The 20,477-nt window shown below is 62.8% G+C and carries 19 protein-coding genes and 2 pseudogenes; 13 read left to right on the top strand and 8 right to left on the bottom strand.

All coding sequences use genetic code 11. The features are described from left to right. Nucleotides 1–103: 103 nt before the first annotated feature. Both EPAKOI_RS19630 and EPAKOI_RS19625 read left to right on the top strand, forming a co-directional pair. On the top strand, nt 104–454 hold the full coding sequence (locus EPAKOI_RS19630) for a hypothetical protein (protein ID WP_423194365.1): 351 nt from the start codon (nt 104–106) through the stop codon (nt 452–454). Between the two features lie 54 nt (nt 455–508). Further along, nucleotides 509–1,507: an alpha/beta fold hydrolase gene (locus tag EPAKOI_RS19625; protein ID WP_423194364.1), complete on the top strand. Its 999-nt coding sequence runs from the start codon at nt 509–511 to the stop codon at nt 1,505–1,507. A 308-nt stretch (nt 1,508–1,815) separates the two neighbouring features. Here EPAKOI_RS19625 and EPAKOI_RS19620 read toward each other — a convergent pair whose 3' ends face one another. Continuing rightward, nucleotides 1,816–2,568, bottom strand: coding sequence for an SDR family NAD(P)-dependent oxidoreductase (locus EPAKOI_RS19620; protein ID WP_423194363.1), 753 nt, complete (start codon nt 2,566–2,568; stop codon nt 1,816–1,818). Nucleotides 2,569–2,697: 129 nt separating this feature from the next. Between EPAKOI_RS19620 and EPAKOI_RS19615 the strand changes: the two are divergent. From EPAKOI_RS19615 to EPAKOI_RS19595, 5 genes and pseudogenes are all read left to right on the top strand, one after another. Beyond that, nucleotides 2,698–3,189 (top strand): annotated as a pseudogene (locus EPAKOI_RS19615) (LysR family transcriptional regulator); the annotation flags it as partial. 94 nt (nt 3,190–3,283) lie between these two features. Further along, entirely contained in the window at nt 3,284–3,649 is a 366-nt protein-coding gene (gene tnpA / locus EPAKOI_RS19610) for an IS66-like element accessory protein TnpA (RefSeq protein WP_423194362.1), read from the top strand. Further along, complete coding sequence (gene tnpB, locus EPAKOI_RS19605; RefSeq protein ID WP_008650705.1) at nt 3,646–3,993, top strand: IS66 family insertion sequence element accessory protein TnpB; 348 nt, start codon at nt 3,646–3,648, stop codon at nt 3,991–3,993. Before tnpA ends, tnpB begins: the two co-directional genes overlap by 4 nt. 30 nt (nt 3,994–4,023) lie before the next feature. Next, entirely contained in the window at nt 4,024–5,550 is a 1,527-nt protein-coding gene (gene tnpC / locus EPAKOI_RS19600; RefSeq protein WP_423194361.1) for an IS66 family transposase, read from the top strand. Nucleotides 5,551–5,965: 415 nt separating this feature from the next. After that, a pseudogene (locus tag EPAKOI_RS19595) lies at nt 5,966–6,442 on the top strand (substrate binding domain-containing protein); the annotation flags it as partial. Nucleotides 6,443–6,477: 35 nt separating this feature from the next. Here the strand turns inward: EPAKOI_RS19595 and EPAKOI_RS19590 are convergent. The 5 genes from EPAKOI_RS19590 to EPAKOI_RS19570 all read right to left on the bottom strand — a co-directional run bounded on the left by EPAKOI_RS19590 (nt 6,478) and on the right by EPAKOI_RS19570 (nt 11,745). Then, a complete protein-coding gene (locus EPAKOI_RS19590) occupies nt 6,478–6,828 on the bottom strand; it encodes a hypothetical protein (RefSeq protein WP_124686603.1) in 351 nt (116 codons plus the stop codon). An 89-nt stretch (nt 6,829–6,917) separates the two neighbouring features. Continuing rightward, nucleotides 6,918–8,078, bottom strand: a complete 1,161-nt coding sequence (locus tag EPAKOI_RS19585) for an IS30 family transposase (protein ID WP_423193469.1) — start codon at nt 8,076–8,078, stop codon at nt 6,918–6,920. Between the two features lie 119 nt (nt 8,079–8,197). Then, nucleotides 8,198–8,662, bottom strand: coding sequence for a YaiI/YqxD family protein (locus tag EPAKOI_RS19580; RefSeq protein ID WP_423194360.1), 465 nt, complete (start codon nt 8,660–8,662; stop codon nt 8,198–8,200). A 140-nt stretch (nt 8,663–8,802) separates the two neighbouring features. Beyond that, nucleotides 8,803–10,662 (bottom strand): RNA polymerase sigma factor RpoD, encoded by a 1,860-nt coding sequence (gene rpoD, locus EPAKOI_RS19575; RefSeq protein WP_423194359.1) that lies wholly within the window; start codon nt 10,660–10,662, stop codon nt 8,803–8,805. Between the two features lie 426 nt (nt 10,663–11,088). Then, nucleotides 11,089–11,745, bottom strand: coding sequence for a GntR family transcriptional regulator (locus tag EPAKOI_RS19570; protein WP_423194358.1), 657 nt, complete (start codon nt 11,743–11,745; stop codon nt 11,089–11,091). Nucleotides 11,746–11,823: 78 nt separating this feature from the next. Between EPAKOI_RS19570 and EPAKOI_RS19565 the strand changes: the two genes are divergently transcribed. Genes EPAKOI_RS19565 through EPAKOI_RS19555 form a run of 3 tightly spaced genes read left to right on the top strand, consistent with a single transcriptional unit; the run spans nt 11,824 to nt 14,815 of the window. Then, the gene (locus EPAKOI_RS19565) at nt 11,824–12,585 is read left to right on the top strand and encodes an enoyl-CoA hydratase/isomerase family protein (RefSeq protein WP_423194357.1); all 762 of its coding nucleotides are present in this window, start codon (nt 11,824–11,826) and stop codon (nt 12,583–12,585) included. A 53-nt stretch (nt 12,586–12,638) separates the two neighbouring features. Further along, the gene (locus EPAKOI_RS19560) at nt 12,639–13,625 is read left to right on the top strand and encodes a Bug family tripartite tricarboxylate transporter substrate binding protein (RefSeq protein ID WP_423194543.1); all 987 of its coding nucleotides are present in this window, start codon (nt 12,639–12,641) and stop codon (nt 13,623–13,625) included. 35 nt (nt 13,626–13,660) lie between these two features. After that, on the top strand, nt 13,661–14,815 hold the full coding sequence (locus EPAKOI_RS19555; protein WP_423194356.1) for a CaiB/BaiF CoA transferase family protein: 1,155 nt from the start codon (nt 13,661–13,663) through the stop codon (nt 14,813–14,815). Between the two features lie 71 nt (nt 14,816–14,886). Here the strand turns inward: EPAKOI_RS19555 and EPAKOI_RS19550 are convergent, their stop codons facing one another. Then, nucleotides 14,887–15,384, bottom strand: coding sequence for a hypothetical protein (locus EPAKOI_RS19550; protein ID WP_423194355.1), 498 nt, complete (start codon nt 15,382–15,384; stop codon nt 14,887–14,889). A gap of 344 nt (nt 15,385–15,728) precedes the next feature. Between EPAKOI_RS19550 and EPAKOI_RS19545 the strand changes: the two genes are divergently transcribed. From EPAKOI_RS19545 to EPAKOI_RS19535, 3 genes are all read left to right on the top strand, one after another. Further along, a complete protein-coding gene (locus tag EPAKOI_RS19545) occupies nt 15,729–16,010 on the top strand; it encodes a hypothetical protein (protein ID WP_423194354.1) in 282 nt (93 codons plus the stop codon). Between the two features lie 281 nt (nt 16,011–16,291). Then, entirely contained in the window at nt 16,292–17,758 is a 1,467-nt protein-coding gene (locus EPAKOI_RS19540) for an ATPase domain-containing protein (RefSeq protein WP_423194353.1), read from the top strand. A gap of 3 nt (nt 17,759–17,761) precedes the next feature. Then, the gene (locus tag EPAKOI_RS19535) at nt 17,762–18,133 is read left to right on the top strand and encodes a response regulator (RefSeq protein ID WP_124686612.1); all 372 of its coding nucleotides are present in this window, start codon (nt 17,762–17,764) and stop codon (nt 18,131–18,133) included. A gap of 44 nt (nt 18,134–18,177) precedes the next feature. Here the strand turns inward: EPAKOI_RS19535 and EPAKOI_RS19530 are convergent, their stop codons facing one another. Beyond that, nucleotides 18,178–20,289, bottom strand: coding sequence for a TonB-dependent receptor (locus EPAKOI_RS19530; RefSeq protein ID WP_423194352.1), 2,112 nt, complete (start codon nt 20,287–20,289; stop codon nt 18,178–18,180). Nucleotides 20,290–20,477 lie beyond the last annotated feature (188 nt).

Below are 20,477 nucleotides of genomic sequence, written 5' to 3'. Positions count from 1 at the left end.
GAGCTCGGCGCGCAGGCTCCTCCCGTCAAAACCGACGCAATGCGTTCCGTTCGTTGGTGCATTGGCCCACATTTTTTTCTGAGATAACCGTCCAATAGTCGCTATGACAACCTTCTTCTCACTACGCAAAATTCTGCTCCCCAGCTTTCTGGCCGTAGGCGCGTTGACCTTGCCGGCGCAAAAGGCAATAGCGCAACAGATTAAGAACCCGGATCCCTATACACAGGGCGCGCGAATCGGGAAACCGGACCCTTACACCGATGGCGCAAAGGCGGAGAAGTTCGATACATACACGGACGGCGCATATTCGACGGCGGGCTCCCACTTGGTCGATGACAAGGCAAAAGCCTATACGCAAGGGGAAAATAACGGCGCCCGTGATCCGTACACGGATGGCGCCAAGGTTGGTAAGTCTGACCCGTGTACCGACGGTTCGCGCAAGACGCAAAAGTAAGGGCCGGTTACGGCGTAATCGAATAACTTGAATCAAGTTTTGCAGGAAAAGCTCATGTCGAACATCGTCCCCCAACAAAAAGCTGAACAACTGGACCAACCGGGCGCCGCGCGCCGCAAGCTGCTGGTTGGCAGCACGGTGGGCGCCGCCGCCGCATCGGTGGCTTCGATCGCCGCGCTGACGCCGGCCGCCGCAGAAGCCGCGCCGGCCGCTGCCCGCCAGTCGAAGCAGGGTCACTTCGTGACCACCAAGGACGGCACGCGCATCTTCTACAAGGACTGGGGCTCGGGCCGCCCGGTGGTGTTCTCGCACGGCTGGCCGCTCGATGCCGACGCCTGGGACGCCCAGATGCTGTTCCTGGTGCAGAAGGGCTTCCGCGTGATCGCCCATGACCGCCGTGGCCATGGCCGCTCGGACCAGCCGGCGCAGGGCAACGACATGAACACCTACGCCGACGACCTGGCCGCCGTGCTGGACGCGCTGGACATCAAGGGCGCCACGCTGGTGGGCCACTCGACCGGTGGCGGCGAAGTGGCCCGCTACATCGGCCGCCATGGCACGAAGCGCGTGGCCAAGGCCGTGCTGATCGGCGCCGTGCCGCCGACGATGGCCAAGAGCGCCGCCTACCCGAACGGCCTGCCGCTCGAAGTGTTCGACAACATCCGCAAGGGCGTGGCCGAGAACCGCTCGCAGTTCTACAAGGACCTGGCCACGCCGTTCTTCGGCTTCAACCGTCCGAACGCCAAGGTCTCGCAGGGCACCATCGACGCCTTCTGGGCGCAGGGCATGGCTGGGGGCATCCTGGGCCAGTACCTGTGCATCAAGGAGTTCTCGGAAGTGGACTACACGGCCGACCTGAAGAAGATCGACGTGCCCACGCTGATCCTGCACGGTGACGACGATCAGATCGTGCCGATCGACAATGCGGGCAAGCTGTCGGCCAAGATCGTCAAGAACGCCACGCTGAAGGTGTACCCGGGTGCGTCGCACGGCATGTGCGTGGTCAATGCCGACCAGGTCAATGCAGACCTGCTGGCCTTCCTTGGCGCCTGACGCCGCAGATGCACTAACACCATCCCCGAAACGAAACGGTCGTTCTCGGCAGGCCCGCGACCGCTTCTCCAGTTTCATCTTCTTCGCCGAGTTGGGCCGTCAATAGTACCGGGAACGCGATCGTAAGGTCGCGTGAACGGTGTGTCGTGGGCATCGGATCGTTTTTGTCTTTCTGAGCGATCGAGCGAGCGACACTATTAGGTTCACCAACGGTCATCGCGCTTGCATACTGGGGATGTCCCTTTATGGCCGGCAACCGACCGCTGGCGTGCCATCTCCCCTTGCGGGCCAACATTGCCTCACTATCCTCAGACTTGTGCCTGTCCACCGTCAACGAACAATTCTGCGCCGTTGACGAAGCTCGAGTCGTCGGAGGCGAGGAATAGGGCAGCACCGGCAATCTCGTCAGGCTCGCCTACACGCCCCATCGGGATGCGCGATGCAAGATAGTCGAGCAGCCCCTGCTGCTGCGAGGCATCGGGACCCGCCAGGTCGACCAAGCCGGGCGTACGCGTGGCACCCGGGCTGATCGTATTGACGCGAATGCCGCGGTCCTTCAGGTCCAGAATCCAGCTGCGGGCGAACGCCCGAATCGCAGCCTTCGAGGCGGAATAGACGCTGAAAGCGGCGGTGCCTTCAATGGTCGTGGTGGAACCGGCCAGAATCACTGACGCGCCGCTGGAGAGCAGCGGCAACGCCTTCTGCACGGTGAACAGCGTGCCCTTGACGTTACGATCGAAGGTGTCGTGATAGTGGGCCTCGGTGATGTCGCCAAGCGGCACCATCGTGCCGCCGCCGGCGTTGGCAAACAGCACATCGAGCCGGCCCTTCTCGGTGCGGATCTGCTTGTAGAGCAGATCCAGTTCTTCAGGCTTCGACGAGTCCACACGCACGCCGGTGGCGTTGCCAATGGCTACGACCGCTGCATCGAGTTCGGCCTGCCTGCGGCCGGTGACATACACGTGCGCACCTTCGGCGGCGAACCGCTTGGCAGTGGCCAGGCCGATGCCGCTCGTGCCACCGGTAACGAGTGCAATCTTGTTTTCGAGTCTGCGGGTCATGGTGATTCTGCTTGCCTGATATCGGTTGATGTCGTTGATATTTAGTCGCGGGAGGCGATGTAGGAAGCATATCGACGGACGCACCATTTCGAAATAGAATTGATCGCAAATCATCGTTGCGAAAATGAAATGATCAAGTTCCCTGATTTCGAAGGGCTGGCGATGTTTGCCAAGGTGGCGGAAGAGGGGTCGTTTGCCGCGGCGGCGCGCGTCATGGGCGTGTCCGTGGCCACCGTGTCGCGCGGCGTTGCCAGGCTGGAGGAGCGGCTAGGAGCACGGCTATTCAATCGCACCTCACGGCAACTGGCGTTGACGGAGTTCGGCGCGACGATTGCCGAAAAAGCGGGCGACATCTACCGGCAGGCCGAAGAGGCAGAGAGCGCCGCTAGGGAAATGTCGACGCAGCCACGTGGCCTCATCCGCCTTGCTGTGCCGATGTCCTTTGGCGTGCGCTGGGTAGCGCCTCTGCTCCCGGCGTTCTTCCAGGCCTATCCCGAGGTCTCCATCGATCTACACTTGTCCGATGCCACCACAGACATCGTCGCCCAGGGATTTGACGCGGCATTGCGCATTGCCGCACTACCGGATTCCTCGCTGGTCGCCCGGCGGTTGGTAACGGTCCGGCGAGTACCGTCTTTCGCGATTGAGACAGAGTCGGCAAGCTCTGGTGTCTTAGCGGGCCGCATAGGCGTCCGCTTAATTTAGGCGGACACCTATGAAGACCCAGCCGGATCCCGTTTCGGAAAGGCGCATCCAGCGACGCCGGTTCTCCGAAGCGTTCAAGCGCGATATCGTTGCGCAGTGTTTGCAGCCCAATGCGTCTGTGTCGGCGATTGCGCTGGCCAACGGCCTCAATACGAATCAGGTCTTCAAGTGGCGCCGCATGGCTCTCGATGGCGAGCACGCGTCCTCGTCCACGATGCTACCGGTGACCGTCGAGGACATCTCCTCCATGCCTGTCGTTCCTGCGTTGCGGCACGAAGGTGCCGTGGAGATCCGACTTGAGCGAGGCACGATCCGCCTTACCGGTCCCGTCGACATTGCTATATTGAATGCGCTGATGGCGTCGCTAACAGCATGATTGGATTGCCTGCCGGAACACGGGTGTGGTTGGCTGCGGGGATCACCGATATGCGCTGCGGCTTTAATGGCCTGGCTGCGAAGGCACACACCACACTGTCCGAGGACCCGTACAGCGGTCACGTCTTTGTCTTCCGCGGTCGGCGCGGCGACCTGATCAAAGTGCTGTGGTGGAGCGGTGACGGTCTCTGCCTGCTGGCCAAGCGTCTGGAGCGAGGCCGCTTCGTCTGGCCCCAGGCTGACAGCGGGAAGGTCCACCTGACGCCGGCGCAACTCTCGATGCTGCTCGAGGGCATCGACTGGCGCAAGCCAGAACGGACCTGGCGCCCGACACTCGCCTTGTAAACTGCTGCGCCGCTTCCTACACTGCGGGGCATGCAAACCGATCCCGCAACGCTTCCCGACGACATCGCTACCCTGAAGGCGATGATCATTGCACGCGACAGCGCGTTGCGTGATCACGCGATCGAAATCGAACACCTCAAGCTGCTGATTGCCAAGCTCAAGCGCCAGCAGTTCGGTCACCGGTCCGAGAAGCTGGACCGGCAGATCGAGCAACTCGAACTCAAGCTCGAAGAACTGCAGACCGATGAAGGCGTCGTTGCGGCAAGTACACCTCGCTCGCGCACGGCCCATAGCAACGGCGGACGCAACCCGCTACCGGTGCACCTGGAACGCGAAGACGTCATTCACTCGCCGGCGGAGACCACTTGCTGCCCATGTGGCGGCACCTTCGAAGTCCTCGGTGAAGACGTCTCCGAACAACTGGAACTGGTCCCCGCACGGTTACGTGTCATCCGACATCGACGTGTGAAGCTTGCCTGCACGGGCTGCGATCGCATCGTGCAGGCACCCGCGCCCAGCCGCCCCATCGACCGCGGCATCCCCGGCCCGGGACTGCTGGCCAATGTGCTGGTCTCGAAGTTCTGCGACCATCAGCCGCTGTATCGTCAGCGCGTCCGCTGGGAACGTGAAGGGGTCGACCTGCCCGAATCCACGCTGGGTGACTGGGTTGGCGGCTGCTCGGCGTTGCTCAGCCCGCTGGTCGCAGCGGTGGAGCGTTACGTGATGGGTGGCAACAAGGTGCACGGAGACGACACGCCGATCCCGGTACTGGCACCCGGCAATGGCAAGACCAAGACGGCACGGTTGTGGACCTATGTGCGTGACGACCGGCCATCGGGTGATGCCGCGCCACCTGCGGTGTGGTTCGCCTACTCGCCCGACCGTAAGGGTGAACACCCACAGCACCATCTGCGATCCTTCGCCGGAACATTGCAAGCCGATGCGTACGCCGGCTTCAACGCGGTGTATGAAACTGGCCGAGTGCAAGAAGCCGCGTGCTGGGCGCACGCAAGACGCAAGTTCTACGAGTTGCATGCAATAAGGCCCAATGCCGTCACAGAACAGGCGCTGGCGCGCATCGGCGAACTCTATGACATCGAGCGCGAGATCCGAGGGCAGCCGCCAGATCTGCGCCAGGAAGTGCGGCAACGCGAGGCTGTACCGCGACTAACCATGCTCAAGACTTGGCTGGAAGAGACGGCGGCTAAGCTCTCGCGCAAGTCCGATACCACGGCAGCCATCCTCTACACGCTCAAGCGCTGGGAGGCGTTCACGCGCTATGCGAACGATGGGCGGCTGGAGATCGACAACAACAGCGCCGAGCGCGCGTTGCGCGCTGTCGCCCTTGGCCGCAAAAACTTCTTATTCGCTGGCGCTGACAGCGGCGGTGAACGTGCGGCTGCGATGTACACCCTCATTGGCACCGCCAAACTCAATAACCTCAATCCCGAGGCGTACCTGCGCCATGTGCTGAGCCGCATCGCCGATCATCCGATCAATCGGATCGATGAACTGCTGCCCTGGGCCGTCGCGCATGAACTTCGGCCCGCGACATAAGCGCTGAGTTGCGCTCCCTCATACCGGGAGCCAGTGCTATCGCAACCTTAGTCGCTGGGCTGAACAACGTATCCGCTTGGCGGCTGCCGGAGCAGAGTCTCCGATCTGTTCCCACTCCCATTCAGAATGCCACCAAGAGAGGCGGTCGGCCGCATTCCTGATACTCGGCGCGCGGACCACGGCCGACACATCTGCCGCAACTGAGGTCCACCAATCGAGACCCTCGCCGTCACGTGCCTTCGGATCGACTGCGTCTCGATAGATCTCTTTTACTTGTTCGAGGGTAAGCGCGCCATCACGGTAGTCCGATAGTACGGATACACGAGACGCTACCACATCGGCTTTGCAGTGCAAGTCCCCCTGTCACGCGAACATCAACGTGCTATTCGTCAACACGGTATTGACCGGGCCGTTACGGCGGTTGTGCCGGGTCTCACAGATCTTGGTGGCGTCGTCAGCGTACCTGGACGTTTTCGGTCGCCCGGCCCATCCCCGCGATCTCGTTGGCAGACCATGCTTTTCGTATGCCTACCGGGCGCGTGGCGACGTCTGGCGCTTCGCCAATGACGCGGGTGAGGAGCACCCGGTGACGCCGGTGGGGCCGCTGCGCGTGACCAACTCGGAAGCGTTTCTACCGATGCTGCTAGCGGGGCAGGGCATTGCAGAGTTGCCGGAATTCATGGCGGGCGAATATCTGGCCGATGGGCGGCTGGAGGCGATCCTGCCTGGCTGGAGCCTGACACGGGGCGGACTGTACTTCGTCACGCCATCGGCACGAACTCGGCCTGCAAAGGTCACCGCGCTAGCCGATTACCTTGCAGAACACTTGTCTTCGCCTCCATGGTTGCGGCCGCCGGCTGATGGAGCTGGCACTCCAGAGCTAAGGAAATAGCGTTAAAAAGACTCTTGCCGAACCTTAGCGGTCCTTCACGTGCGGGCAATTTTGGGTACAGGCTCGCAGAGAATCGTGATGCAAAAGTGCAGACGATCCGTCGAATCTGGATGATCCCTCGACCATTCGCGCGCCGCAATCGGGATGGTTTGGCGGCAGAGTTCCGCAGCGTCCAGTGGCGAAAGGTCTTCGAGATTCGTCGTGCCTTGCGGTGCGCTGCCATGACCGACCCGTCCATCCTCCGCCAGAATCCACCCTTCCCACCCCAGAATGTGAATCTGTTTGCTGGCGAAATAGTCAACCGCTTCAATGGCTGCATTGAGAGGTAAGACAATTTCGCGATGGGAGATTGATTGCAGCGCGAGTTCAGGGGGTAGAAATGTCAACGACCTCATTGCGAGCGTTTTCGCTATTCAAGCTAGCAGATTAGCCTGATCTCGTCCTGGCCGTCGAGTGTCTGCTCATGGCTGTGAATTCAACCGGTCAACGCAACGGTCTGATGGAATCGTTCTGCAGGTGTGTCGAAGTTTAATGTCTTTCGCGGCCGTTCATTGAGTTGCCTCGCTATGCCGTTGAGCTTTGCCTGGGAATAGATGGAGAGATCAGTGCCTTTTGGGAGGTACTGCCTCAAGAGGCCATTTGTGTTCTCGTTGGAACCGCGTTGCCAGGGATGTTGAGGGTCGCAGAAGTAGACCTTGATGTCGGTCGAGACGGTGAAGCGCTTGTGATCGGCCAGTTCTTTGCCACGATCCCACGTCAGGGATTTGTACAGTTCTTGTGGCAGCTTTCCAGCATGTTTGATCAGCGCATTGACGACCGTCTCTGTGTCTTTGCTGGAGACCTTGAGCAGCATCACGAACCTCGTCTGACGCTCGACCAAGGTTACTATCTGGCTGTTGGCACTGCCGAAGAGCAAGTCTCCTTCCCAGTGGCCCGGTATCGCGCGGTCTTCAACGCTCGCAGGCCGCTCGCTTATTGAAACGGCATCACGGATTCTTCCGCGCTCATCGGTCTTCGCCGAGTAGTTCCGTGCGTGACGCATGATCCGGCACCGCCTCAGATGTGCGAGCAACTCCTTCTTTAGGGCGCCGCGGGCCTGGACATAGAGGCTACGGTAGATGGTCTCGTGTGACACCTGGTAGTCCTTGTTGACCGCATAGTCATGCTTGAGCCAGCCAGCAATCTGTTCCGGAGACCACCGCATCTTCAGTTTGGCCGCCACAACCTGTGCCAGCGCAGGATTTCTGACGAGCTTACAGGTCTTCGGACGGAGCGCGCGAACCCAGGCGAGTTCATCGGCTTGACTTGCGCGATAGCATTGGCTGCCGCCATTGCGCCGCAACTCCCGGCTAATGGTCGATGGGGCGCGCCCGAGCCGGCAGGCGATCGATCGGACCGACAGACCCGCCACTACCGAGCGAGAGATTTCTTCCCGTTCGGCGAGGGTCAGGGCAAGCCTGGAACGGTGTCGCGGTGACGGTTGAATGCCGCCGGACTTCGCCAGAATCCCTTGTACTGATGAATGGTACCGATCAAACAGCCGGGCGATCTGGTGAAGCGTGTCCCCTTTTCGCCACCGCTCCCACATTAGTGCCTTCTGAGTCTCGGTGTAGTAAATCCGGCGCCTTTGTTTCATTTGCAGCACCTTCACGGCTTACGCAGTGTCTAGTGTTGCATCGACCCATTGAATCCACGGCCGAAAAGAGCCATCCCTCAGCCACACAACCAGCTCCAGCCTTCCGTGCGTCGCACGCTTCAGACGGTCGTTCCTGGCGACGGCCGGCGGGCCAGGAAGCGATCCAGTTGGGCGGCGAATGCCTTGCTATCTTGTGCGGCGTATGGCGCCGGACCGCCGGTATCGATGCCCGAGCCGCGAAGCTGGTCCATCACCTCACGCATCGTGAGGCGTTCCTGGATGTTCTCGCGGCTGAACCAGTTTCCGCGGGGGTCGAGCACATAAGCGCCCTTTTCAAGGGCAGCGGCGGCAAGAGGTATGTCCGCCGTGATCACGAGGTCACCGCTACTTGCGAGTTCGACGATGCGGTCATCGGCGGCGTCGAAGCCGGCTGGCACTTGCAGCGCCTTGATGAAGCGAGACGGCGGCGTGCGCATGTACTTGTTCGCTACCAGCGTCACGCACACCTCGACACGCTGCGCGGCCCGGAACAACATTTCTTTGACAACGACAGGGCAGGCGTCTGCGTCAACCAGTATTTGCATCGCGGTATTTCCAGTCCAGGGAGGGGTGTGCTCACGCTACTGCCCGCAGGCGTCTCGCACGCTTGCGCGCACAATCCCAACCTCAGGCAGCAAACACCCCAACAACACATCAAACGCCGCCTCGGCGCCTCCCGGTCGTTTCAACGTTCCAGGAACAGCCTCAGCTTGTCAGCACGGACGGGATGCTTCAGCTTGCGCATCGCCTTGGCTTCGATCTGACGGATCCGTTCGCGGGTCACGTCAAACTGTTTGCCGACCTCTTCGAGTGTGTGCTCGGTGTGGGTGTCCAGCCCAAATCGCATGCGCAGTACCTTGGCTTCGCGCGGCGACAACTCGGCGAGCGCGGCTTCGATCTGCTCGCGCAGGCCGGACATTACGGCTGCCTCCGCAGGTGAGCTTGTCGCGCTGTCTTCGATCATGTCGCCCAGCGTCGTGTCGCCTTCTTCGCCAACGGGGGTCTCAAGCGAGATGGGTTGCTTGGCGATCTTCAGGATGCCGCGTACCTTTTCCTCGGACATCGCCATGCGTTCGGCCAGTACGGCAGGATCGGGCTCCTGCCCGGTTTGCTGGAGGATCTCGCGCGAAATCCGGTTCAGCTTGTTGATCGTCTCGATCATGTGCACGGGCACACGAATGGTTCGTGCCTGATCGGCCAGCGCGCGCGTCACGGCCTGGCGAACCCACCACGTCGCGTACGTGGAGAATTTCCAGCCGCGCCGGTACTCGAACTTGTCGACGGCCTTCATCAGGCCGATATTGCCTTCCTGGATCAGATCCAGAAACTGCATGCCCCGGTTCAGGTACTTCTTCGCGATGGAAATGACGAGCCGCAGGTTAGCTTCGATCATTTCGCCCTTGGCCTGCCGCATCTTTCGCTCGGCGGCACTCATCTCGCGGTTGATCTGCTTGAGCTGCGTGAGAGGCAGGGCGACTTGCGTCTCGATGTCGATCAGCTTCTGCTGGCTTGCCTGGATGGAGGGCAAGTGGCGCGCGAGGGCAGGGCCAAACTGTTTCGACGTTGCCGCCGTGCGGTGGGTCCATTCGAGATCGGTCTCGTGGCCCGGGAATGACTCGATAAAGGCCTCGCGAGGCATGCCACACCGTTCCACGGCAATTTCCAGGATGCCGCGTTCGATGGTGCGCACCTCCGCGACCTTCTCGTGCACGCTGCCACACAGGCGGTCGATCATTTTCGCGGTGAAGCGGATCGGCGCGAGTGCCTGCTGAATCTCGGCTCGCACCCCTGCAATCGCTGCCGATCGCGCCTTCCCCGACACCACACCCTCGGGCACTTGCTCGAACAGCGCGCGCACCCGCGCAAAAATTACGAGACTGTCGGCCGTCAGCTGTTCCAGGCGGGCTGCGTTTGCTTTCTCTGAGTCCTCGGCACCGGCATCGCCATCATCGTCGTCCGACCCATCGTCTTCGGCATCGGCCGCAACGCTGTCAGCGCCATCGTCGTCGGCGCGCGATTCGTCTGACGTAAGCGCTGGAATGTCGCCTTCGTCCGTGGCATCGCTGATGCCGTCCACGATGTCGTCAATGCGCAACTCGCCGGCGACCACGCGGTCCACGTCGGCCAGGATCATGGACACCACCGACGGACACGCCGCGATGGCGCGAATCATGTCCTGAAGGCCGCTCTCGATGCGTTTGGCGACTTCAATCTCCCCGGCGCGGGTGAGAAGTTCGCTGGAACCCATTTCGCGCATGTACATGCGGACGGGATCCGTAGTACGGCCGAATTCGGAGTCGACGGTCGACAGTGTCGCTTCCGCTTCTTCGTCTGCCTGGTCATCGGACGCCGTGGTCGGGGCGTTGTCACTCAGCAGCAGTGTTTCCGCGTCGGGCGTCTGTTCGTAGACGGCCACGCCCATGTCACTGAACGTGCTGACGATGGTGTCCATCGCGGCCGGCGTCACATTGTCCGGCAGATGGTCGTTGATGTCCGCGTGCGTCAGGTAGCCGCGCTCGCGTCCGAGGGCGATCAGCGAGCGCATCTGGCTCTGACGCTCTGCATCCTGGCGAGCGTTGGACGTGCTGTCGGGGGTTGTCGCTACAGCTTTGGACTTCCCGGCTGTCTTGCGGCGACTGGGTTGCCCGCTGTCAGGTAACGGGTTCGACGAATCAACGTCACGATCCGGATGAGTCAATACATACTCCTGTGGGCAGGCGGCTGATGATTTGGCGTTCTACCGCTATGCACGACATTGCTGACCGCTTGCCAGTACACAAGGCTCCTACCGCGAGATCCTTCTGCCGGTCCACAGTGTGCGCGAAAAATGGGGATCGCGCATGATACTGATCGCGATGATGCAGTGCAACGTGAGCTTGGTTCGCGCTTTGCGATTGTGGACGGTGGGTTGCATTTCAAGCGGCCGCCACGCTCATCGCGCGTTTCGACGGGCCTACAACGACCCTGGACATCAGGCGGAAGGGGCTTCGGCCAGCAAGACGAGGTCTGCCAAGGCTCTGCCGCCTGCCGAAATATGGATCCGCATCGCTTCGGCGGCGGCATCCGCTTGTCCGCTCAGTATCGCGTCGACAACCTGGCTGTGTTCGCGATAAGACGATGCCAGGCGCGCCTCATTGATAAGGTCCTTGCGCTGCCAATAAATGGCCAGGCGCCTTCTCAACTGGACGATCTGCTCGGTCAGAAACGGATTGGCTGCGGCCTGATACAGCACGTCATGGAAGGCGCGATTTGCCTCGGCATAGGCGGCCGCATTGCATGCACGGGCCGGGATGCCCGCGGCTTCGTGCGCGGCTGACAGTGCTTTTCGACCCTCTGTGGAAATTCGTCGCGTCGCCAGACGGGCGACCACCCCCTCCATTTCCGCCAGCGTCTCGAACATGGCCACCAGCTCCGCCGCACTGGGCTTGTGGACAAACATGCCGGCACGCGGCGCGATCGACACCAGCCCTTGGGCGGCGAGCATCAGCAACGCCTCGCGGACAGGCGTGCGCGAGCTGTCGAACTGCTCGGCCAAGGCCTTCTCATCTATCTGCGCGCCAGGGCGCAACTCGCCGGCCTGGATCGCGGCGATGACGTTTTCTCGGATGCGGTCTTGGAGCGATTGCACGGGTTAACCCTCTACTTTCCCTTGGAAAATATCTGTAGCCTATTTTGATATATCAAAAGGCCAACGAAATATATCAAGATGAATGATAACTTGCCCTCGCTTTCCGTCGAAGGTCGCATTGCCACCATTACGCTGCGACGACCCGAGGTGGCCAATCGGCTAAGTCCAGCCGACCTCGACGCATTGCGCGACCACGTGGCGGCGGTCAACGGCCGGCCAGAGTTGCTTGTGCTCCGTTTTGCCGCCGAGGGTAAGTATTTCTGCAGTGGCTACGACATCGGCTCCCTGGGTGGCAAAGCGGAAGAGGGCGCCGCAAATTTCGGCGACGTGATCGACGCCATCGCCGTGGCGCGGCCGGTGACGATTGCTGCCATCCAGGGCGGGGTCTACGGGGGAGCAACGGACCTCTGCCTGGCATGCGATTTCCGGGTGGGGGTACCGGATTGCGACATGTTCATGCCGGCTGCTCGGCTCGGCCTGCATTTCTATCGCGGCGGCATGGAGCGCTATGTCTCGCGTCTCGGTCTGAACGCGGCCAAGAGGCTGTTCCTGACAGCCGACCGTATTTCGGCGGAAGAGATGCTGCGCGTGGGCTTTCTGACAGAGCTGGTGGCAGCCGAGGCGCTGACTTCCCGTGTCGAAGCACTGAGCGCGCAGCTCGCCAGCATGGCGCCCATTGCGCTGCTGGGCATGAAACGCCACCTCAACGACATCGCCTGCGGGCGCCTCGACATTGACGCCTTGCAGGAGGACATCCGTCGCTCGGAGTCATCGGAAGACCTGCGCGAGGGCGCAGCAGCATGGCGGGAAAAACGGATCCCGGCGTTCCACGGCAGGTAGCCTGCCGCGGCCATTCACTCAAGTGGCGATACAGCTACGGAGGAGACATCATGATGAAGACCACCCCGACCCGTCGTACTGTGCTTGCCGTGATCGGCACGATGATGGGCGCCTTGCCCATTGCCGCCTCGGCGCAGGCCAACTATCCCACCAAGCCGATACGACTCGTGATCGGCTTTCCCGCCGGCGGCGGCGCCGACAATACCGCGCGCCTCTACGGCGATGCGCTGAGTCGAGAGCTGGGCCAGCCGGTGGTCGTCGACAACCGGCCGGGGGCGGGCACGACTATCGCGGCGGAGTATGTCGCCAAGTCGGCCCCCGACGGCTACACGCTGTATATCGCCACCGCCAGTCTGATGGGTGGCGACAAGGTGCTGTACAAGAACATTCGCTACGAGCCGTCCGACTTCGCGCCCATCACGAAGCTGTCGGCGGCGCCGCTGATCCTGGCCGTGAACAAGGACGCTGGCATCCGCAACGTGCAGGACCTGATTGCCCAGGCCAAGGCCCATCCTGGCGCCATCAACTATTCGTCATCGGGCAACGGCGTGATCACGCACCTGGCGGGCGTCTATTTCACGAAGCTGGCCGGCGTGCGCATGACGCACGTGCCGTACAAGGGCGGCGCGCCGTCGGCACAGGCTGTCGCAGCCGGAGACGTGCAACTGACGTTCGGCACGGCGCCGTCCGTCAAACCCATGATCGACACCCACAAGGTGATTCCGATCGCCGTCACGTCGGCCCAACGCTCGAATGCCAACCCGCAGTTGCCGACCATTGCAGAAAGCGGCCTCAAGGGCTACGACCTTTCCGCCTGGTACGGGCTTTTTGCACCCGCCAGGACCCCGCCGGAAATCATCGACAAGCTGTTTGCGGCGACGGCAAAGGTCATGGCCGATCCCGAACTTCGCAAGCGCTTCCTGGCGCAAGGCGACGAGGTGTCCGTATCGGCTTCCGTGGCTGAGTTTCGCGAATTCGCTGCACGCGAAGGCAAGATCGGCGTGGACCTTGCGCAATCGAGCGGGGCGAAGATTGACTGATGCCGAGGGGTAAACCAAGCATGAAGGAAACCGGTATGAACGTCCTGCAAGGCCCGCTGCACGGCATTACGGTCATTGACCTGACCCGGGTGCTGGCCGGCCCCTACTGCACAATGATGCTGGCCGACCTGGGCGCCCGCGTCATCAAGATCGAAAACCCCGGCAAGGGCGACGACTCGCGCCAGGTGGGGCCATTCGTCGACGGCGAATCCGCATATTTTGCGTCGGTCAACCGCAACAAGTCGTCGATTGCACTTGATCTGAAGGCCGACGTGGACCGGGCAGTCCTTGAACGGATGCTGGAAGGGGCCGATGTTCTGGTCGAGAACTTTCGCGCCGGCGTGATGGACAAGCTGGGCTACACCTGGGAGATGCTTCGGCAGCGATATCCGCGCCTGGTGTACGCGTCCATATCTGGCTTTGGCCAGACAGGTCCCTATCGAAACCGGCCGGCCTATGACATGGTGGTCCAGGCGATGGGCGGACTGATGAGCGTGACGGGCGAGCCGGATGGAAACCCGGCGCGCGTCGGCGTGTCGATCGGCGATATTGGCGCCGGCCTATATGCCACCATCGGCATCCAGGCCGCGCTCCTGCGCCGCGCGACAACGGGAGTGGGGGAGCGGGTCGACATCTCGATGCTCGATTGCCAGGTGGCGCTGCTGGAAAATCCCATCGCACGCTTCTCTGCGACGGGCACGGTGCCCAGGCCGCTCGGCACCCGCCATCCGTCGATTACGCCGTTCGACATGTTCGCCACGCAAGACGGCTTCGTTGTCATCGCTGTCGGCAACGACGCGCTGTTCGAGCGGCTTTGCAACGCGCTGGACCGACCCGAGTGGATCACAGACCCGCGATTCGCATCCGTACCGGCCCGCAACGAACATCACGCTGCCCTGAAGGCATGTCTGGAAGGCCGGTTGCGGGAGGCCAGGACGGCGAATTGGGAAGCCGTGCTGGAGGCAGCCGGCGTACCGCATGGACCCTTGAACGGTGTGCCGGAGATCATGGAAAACGCCCACGTATCTGCCCGACACATGCTGTTGGACGTCCCGATCGGGGGAGACAGGACGCTGCGTGTGTCTGGAAACCCCATCAAGATCGGCGAAGCGTGGCAGGGTAGCGCTGTACGCCGCGCGCCCCGACTGGATGAAGATCGTGAAGCCCTGCTAGGGGAGTTCGGCACCTGACGGGTCGTCCACGGGACCACTGGTCATGGCCAGAAGTCGCGTTGTGGAGCCTGCCCGGCCGGACGACAAGGTTATCGCCGGATCTGACCGAATCCACCCTCCGCCCATCGCGTCGCGCTTTCCGCCGTCAAACGAAAGTCCGCGGGCACGCTGACGCTCGCCACGACCTCACCATACGCATCGATTGCGGTCAGCGTGCCGAACGGTTCGAATTCGTCCGGCGTGATCGCGAGTTTGACGGTCAGCATCTGCGAAGCCGTCGTGATGGTGACTTCCTTGTTCAGTCGTGCATGCAACTGCTGCTCGTGCCGGCGGATGACTTCAGACGCTGTCTTGACCAACGTCTGGTGCGCAGCCGCATCGAGCGGCTTGGGATCGACCTTGTTTCGGCCCATTGTCCACGGGCCGACGAGTGCAGGCTCGACATGACCGTCGCGAATCATCTCCACAGCCCATCCTTCGCCATCCTCGTTCTTGATGACCCTCGCCGTCCAGCCTTTGTCTCGCCAAATCCTCGGTTCGTGGATCGGCGGAGCGTCGTCTTCCAGGAGGGTGGGATTCGAGGACATGGGCGAGGCGTCAGGAGTCAAGGTGGCGGGATTATACTGTATGAATATACAGTGCCGGTGATCAGCCCTTACCACTGCGGCATCTCGAAACCCGGATAGCCTTGCTCCGCGGCAACCACCGGGCAGCATCAAATTAGCATCCAATCATTGTTATGTTAAATCTTGGATGCCAGTAAGAATTGCCTCCCCAAGCATCCCTGCCACCCACAACCGCCTCCCGAGTGCCGCCCCAGCCCCACGAGGCCCTCCCACGCCCCGGCACCATCCTTGCAACCGACTGAGACACGCCGCTTGCCGCCCCAGGGGTCATAGCGGTCCATGCCACCCGACACGTTGAGGTTTCCATGATCAAGACACTCCTGCACAGCGTTATGGCAGTCGCCGTCGTCGCCGCGCCGTTGGCGCATGCCCAGACCAAGTCGGTCGATCCGTACACCCAGGGCGCCAAGACGGCCAAGCCGGATCCGTATCTGGACGGGGCCAAGACCGGCAAGCCGGATACGTTCACCGATGGTGCGAAGTCTGGCAAGTTCGACTCCTATACCGAAGGCGCCCGTCAGCCGACCGCTTCGAGCCTGGCGCCGGGCAAGACGGCGGATCCGTTCACGGATGGCGCGCAAGGCTGATCCCTACACCGATGGCGCGAAAAGTTCGCGATAGCCTGCCAATGCGCTAGCCGATCGTCACCGCACTTTCGGACATGCCCGCGCGGCCTGCACCGCGCACCGCCCGGCGGCCCCAGCGGCCATCGGGCCCGGCCGCTGCGTCTGGCCCGATCGCAGCCGGCCACAACGAGCCGCGTCAACTACACCCCGGTGGGATAGAATCGCCCAATCCGGGGTCGCCCCCGTCCCTGCACTCCCCTTCTGGGCCAGCCTTAGCGGTCGGGCCTGTTATCGATCCAGTTATGACTAAACAGCTCGTGCGCGTCCAAAGCGGTGTACCGGGGCTTGATACGATTCTTTGCGGCGGCCTTGTGCAGGGGGCGACGTACATCGTCCAGGGCAGTCCCGGCGCGGGAAAGACGATCCTGGCCAACCAGATCGCGTTCCATCAGGTCAAGGCCGGCGGGCGCATTCTCTACGTCACGCTGCTGGCGGAGTCGCATGACCGGCTGTTCCAGGCGCTGGCGACGTTCGATTTCTACGATGGCGCGGCGGTCGGCCGCGACGTTTTCTACATCAGCCTGTTCAAGATCCTGCAGGAGCAGGGGCTCCAGGCGCTGGTCAAGGCGCTGCGCCAGGAAATGGCGCGCAACCAGTGCGACACGCTGGTGCTGGACGGCCTGCTGATTGCCAAAGACAAGGCCGAGTCCGCGCTCGACGTCAAGACGTTCGTGGCCGAATTGCAGAGCCACGCGGCGTTCACCGGCTGCACCGTCTTCTTCCTGACCAGCGCCGGCATCGACGATGTCAGCCCCGAGCACACGATGGTCGATGGCGTCATCCAGCTCAAGGAAGAACTGGTCGGCATCCGGACCGTGCGCCAGATGCGCATCTCCAAGTCGCGCGGCAGTGCCGCGCTGGGCGGCCTGCACCAGTACCGCATCTCCGACCACGGCATCGACGTCTATCCGCGCCTGGAGGCGCTGCACGACACCCCGTCCAGCGACGAATGGCTCGAACACGCGCGCCTGGAAACCGGCGTGCAGGGCCTGGAACCCCTGATCGGCGGCGGGCTGCCAGCCAGTTCGGTGACGCTGCTCATGGGCGCGGCCGGCAGCGGCAAGACGACGTTCGGCATCAATTTCCTGAGCCTGGTCACCCCCGAGTCGCCCGGGCTCTATTTCGGGTTCTACGAATCGCCGCTGCGGTTGAAGGCGAAGGCGCGCGCGCTGGGCATCGACCTCGATGCGCTGGAGCGCTCCCGCGCGCTGCACATCCTCTGGAATCCGATGACGGAGAACCTGCTGGACCTGCTTGGCCACCAGTTGCTCGCCGCCGTGCGCGAACATGGCGTGCGCCGGGTGTTCATCGATGGCGTGACGGGCTTCCAGCGGTCTGCCTTCCACCAGGGCCGACTGGTCGAGTTCTACACGGCCGTGACCAACGAGCTGCGCGCCGCCGGCGTTTCCACCGTGGCGACGCTGGAGGTGCCGGATTTCAACAGCCTGACGGGCACTGATCCCCTGCCCGACTACAGCAGCCTGATGGACAACCTGATGCTGCTGCGGCACGTCAGGCTGGGCGGCGAGCTGCGGCGGTTCGTGGGCGTCGTCAAGATGCGCGACAGCGCGTTCGACACCACGTTCCATGACGTCGTGATCGGTCCCGGAGGCCTGCGGGTCGCCAACCGCCTGATCGTGTCCCAACATCCAGGCGAACCGGATTCTGTTTCAGTTTTCACAGGCGCCCAACCCCAAACCAGGTCCTAAGCCATGGCAACGGTAGTCGTCATTGACGATGAAACCATGAATGCCGATGCGCTGGCGTTCATGCTGGAGGCCGAGGGGCTCGAGGTTCGCACGGCTGCCGATGGCGAGGAAGGCATTCGCCTGGTGGCAGACCTGGTGCCGGACGTCGTCATCACGGACTTCATGATGCCTGTGATGACCGGCCTGGAAGTCGCGCAGGCGCTGCGGGCGGACCAGGCGGTGGCGCACATCCCCATCATCCTGCTCACCGCTGCGCAGGCCGAGATCGGCCGCCAGCATCCTCACCTGTTCGATGTCGTGCTCGAAAAACCCTGCCTGCCCGTCGACGTGATCGACATTGTGATGCGGCTCGCCAGGGACGGCCGCGGCAACTAGCCAAAAGAGCCGGGCCGCCCACTGGCGGCCCGTCCCGTACTGCCTTACATCCGGTAGCGCAGGGTCGCCATGACGCTGCGCGGTGCGCCCGGCAGGTTCAGGTTCGGGCTGGAGCCGTGCCCGGACACGATGTAGCCCTGGTTGAAGATGTTGTAGAGGTTCAGTTGCGCCTCGAACTTGCCGCGGCGATACCAGGCCACCATGTCGGCCGTGACGTAGCCCGGCAGCGTCACCGTGTTGGCCGGATCGGCCTGCCGCGCGCCCACCAGGTTCAGCCCGCCGCCCAGGCCAAAGCCGTGGCCCAGGTCCTTGGTCAGCCAGACATTGCCCGAATGGCGCGGCGTCAGCGTCGCCTGCTTGCCCTGCAGCGCCGGCGTGGACTGCGTGACCACCGCATCCAGATAGGCGTAGCCGCCCAGCATGCGCCAGCCGCCGCCCAGTTCCGCCGCGCCGCTCAGTTCCAGGCCGTCGGTCCGCTGCTCGCCAATCGGGATCAGCGCCGTGCCGGTGGCGTTGGCCACCTTGATGTTGGTCCGTTCGATCCGGAACAGCGACACCGTCGTGCTGGCCTTGCCATCCAGGAAGTCGTACTTGGCGCCCACTTCGGTATTGCGCGTCGTCTCCGGCGCCAGCTGCGCGTTGTTGGCCGCCAGCGAGAACGCTTCACCGGACGGCTGGAACGACCGGCTCCACGACACGTAGTACGACTGCTGCTTCGACGGCTGCCAGACCAGTCCGGCGCGCGGGCTCCAGGCGTTGTCCGTGCGCGCCAGGTTCGGCTGGCCCGGCAGGCGCTGGATGGTTTCCTGCTCGAAGCGGTCGTAGCGCACGCCCACCAGCGCCTTCCACTGTTCCGAGAACTGGATCATGTCCTGCGTGTAGAGCCCCAGCGTCTTGAACACGCCCAGGTTGCTCGTGGCCGGCGTGCCGCCCACCAGGCGCGGCAGCACCGGCAGCACCGGGTTGAACAAGTCCACCGACGCCACGTTGGCACGCGAGTAGTTGACCAGGTCCTTGTTCTGCTGCCCCACTTCCACGCCATACAGCAGCTCGTGCTTCATGCCGAAGAACTCGGCCTTCTGCGTCAGGTCGGTCTGGTTGAACCAGCCGTGTTCTTCGCGGTAGACGTTGCTGTGCGTCAGCGATGCGCGCCGCGTGGTCTCGTTGACCGAGCCCACCAGCGTGTTGTTGCGGTCGAGCGAATAGTGGTAGTAGCGCGTGGCGTTGCGGATCGACCAGTTGTCGTTGAACCGGTGGTTCACGGTGGCCGTACCCGAGTAGACGCGGCTCTGGCTGTAGTCGGCATCGCGCGCGTTGGCGGCGCCGTAGTACGTCGACGGGTCCACCGGCACGGGACGGCCCCGGTACGCCGGCACGCCGAAGTCGGTAACGCGGCGGTCTTCCAGCCAGTCTGCCTGCAGCAGCACGGTGGTCTGCGGGGCCAGCCGCAGCTCCAGAGACGGCGCCACGGCCGTCCGGTTCAGGAACTGCTGCGACCGGTAGCTGTTGGCTTCCTCGTGGGCGGCGGTGATGCGGAATGCCGCGGCGCCGTCGCCGAACGTGCGGCCCACGTCGCCCTCCACCCGGCGGTCGGCCCACATGCCGTAGCTGAGCGCGAAATCGGTGACGTCGATGCCCGGCTTCTTCGTGACGCGATTGATCAGGCCGCCCGACGAGCCCCGCCCGTAAAGCACGGCGGCCGGCCCCTTGATGACCTCGATACGGTCGACGTTGGACAGGTCGCGGAAGTACAGCGCGTCGTCGCGGATGCCGTCGACGAACTGGTCGGCAATGGCGCTGAAGCCACGGATCGACACCTGGTCGCGCTGCCCGTCGCCCGACGAAAAACTCACGCCCGGCACGTTCTTGAGCGCGTCCTGGATCGACGTCGCATGCTGGTCCTGCATGACCTGCGCGGTCACCACGTTGACGGTTTGCGGGACGTCGCGCAGCGGTGCCTCGGTCTTGGTGGCGCTGACGGTCGACGTGGGCTTGTAGCCGGTGCCGAGGTCCTTGTCGCCATCGGCGCGGACCGTCACGGAAGGCAGTGTCTGGGGTTCGGCGGGCACGTTCTGGGCGTGCGCGACATGGAAAAACAACGCTGGTCCGATCGAAACGCTGACACGGACGTACTTCTTGTGCAGATAACGGCTCATTTCCCTGACTGTAATGGTTTTGTAATTCTTTGAATGGGAGCGATTATCATTTTCGATACCTGCGCCGTCAACGAATTTGCTCCAAACGGGTGAAACTGTTGCGCGGCCCGGCGGCGTTAAGGTTTTTTTAAGGTCCGTCGGATACTCTGCGCGACGGCGCTTGGCCCGTCCTCCACGGGCAGGCGCCG

The sequence above is a fragment of the Cupriavidus sp. H18C2 genome (assembly GCF_049393795.1).
GTDB classification, from domain to species: domain Bacteria; phylum Pseudomonadota; class Gammaproteobacteria; order Burkholderiales; family Burkholderiaceae; genus Cupriavidus; species Cupriavidus pauculus_C.
This window is presented reverse-complemented; position numbering and strand designations above follow the sequence as displayed.

What these genes read in the sequence shown, in the direction of transcription:
- EPAKOI_RS19630 (WP_423194365.1), top strand. Translation starts at nt 104, where the DNA reads ATGACAACCTTCTTCTCACTACGCAAAATTCTGCTCCCCAGCTTTCTG.
- EPAKOI_RS19625 (WP_423194364.1), top strand. Translation starts at nt 509, where the DNA reads ATGTCGAACATCGTCCCCCAACAAAAAGCTGAACAACTGGACCAACCG.
- EPAKOI_RS19620 (WP_423194363.1), bottom strand. Translation starts at nt 2,568, where the DNA reads ATGACCCGCAGACTCGAAAACAAGATTGCACTCGTTACCGGTGGCACG.
- tnpA (WP_423194362.1), top strand. Translation starts at nt 3,284, where the DNA reads ATGAAGACCCAGCCGGATCCCGTTTCGGAAAGGCGCATCCAGCGACGC.
- tnpB (WP_008650705.1), top strand. Translation starts at nt 3,646, where the DNA reads ATGATTGGATTGCCTGCCGGAACACGGGTGTGGTTGGCTGCGGGGATC.
- tnpC (WP_423194361.1), top strand. Translation starts at nt 4,024, where the DNA reads ATGCAAACCGATCCCGCAACGCTTCCCGACGACATCGCTACCCTGAAG.
- EPAKOI_RS19585 (WP_423193469.1), bottom strand. Translation starts at nt 8,078, where the DNA reads ATGAAACAAAGGCGCCGGATTTACTACACCGAGACTCAGAAGGCACTA.
- EPAKOI_RS19580 (WP_423194360.1), bottom strand. Translation starts at nt 8,662, where the DNA reads ATGCAAATACTGGTTGACGCAGACGCCTGCCCTGTCGTTGTCAAAGAA.
- rpoD (WP_423194359.1), bottom strand. Translation starts at nt 10,662, where the DNA reads ATGCGCTCGCTGATCGCCCTCGGACGCGAGCGCGGCTACCTGACGCAC.
- EPAKOI_RS19565 (WP_423194357.1), top strand. Translation starts at nt 11,824, where the DNA reads ATGAATGATAACTTGCCCTCGCTTTCCGTCGAAGGTCGCATTGCCACC.
- EPAKOI_RS19560 (WP_423194543.1), top strand. Translation starts at nt 12,639, where the DNA reads ATGAAGACCACCCCGACCCGTCGTACTGTGCTTGCCGTGATCGGCACG.
- EPAKOI_RS19555 (WP_423194356.1), top strand. Translation starts at nt 13,661, where the DNA reads ATGAACGTCCTGCAAGGCCCGCTGCACGGCATTACGGTCATTGACCTG.
- EPAKOI_RS19550 (WP_423194355.1), bottom strand. Translation starts at nt 15,384, where the DNA reads ATGTCCTCGAATCCCACCCTCCTGGAAGACGACGCTCCGCCGATCCAC.
- EPAKOI_RS19545 (WP_423194354.1), top strand. Translation starts at nt 15,729, where the DNA reads ATGATCAAGACACTCCTGCACAGCGTTATGGCAGTCGCCGTCGTCGCC.
- EPAKOI_RS19540 (WP_423194353.1), top strand. Translation starts at nt 16,292, where the DNA reads ATGACTAAACAGCTCGTGCGCGTCCAAAGCGGTGTACCGGGGCTTGAT.
- EPAKOI_RS19535 (WP_124686612.1), top strand. Translation starts at nt 17,762, where the DNA reads ATGGCAACGGTAGTCGTCATTGACGATGAAACCATGAATGCCGATGCG.
- EPAKOI_RS19530 (WP_423194352.1), bottom strand. Translation starts at nt 20,289, where the DNA reads ATGAGCCGTTATCTGCACAAGAAGTACGTCCGTGTCAGCGTTTCGATC.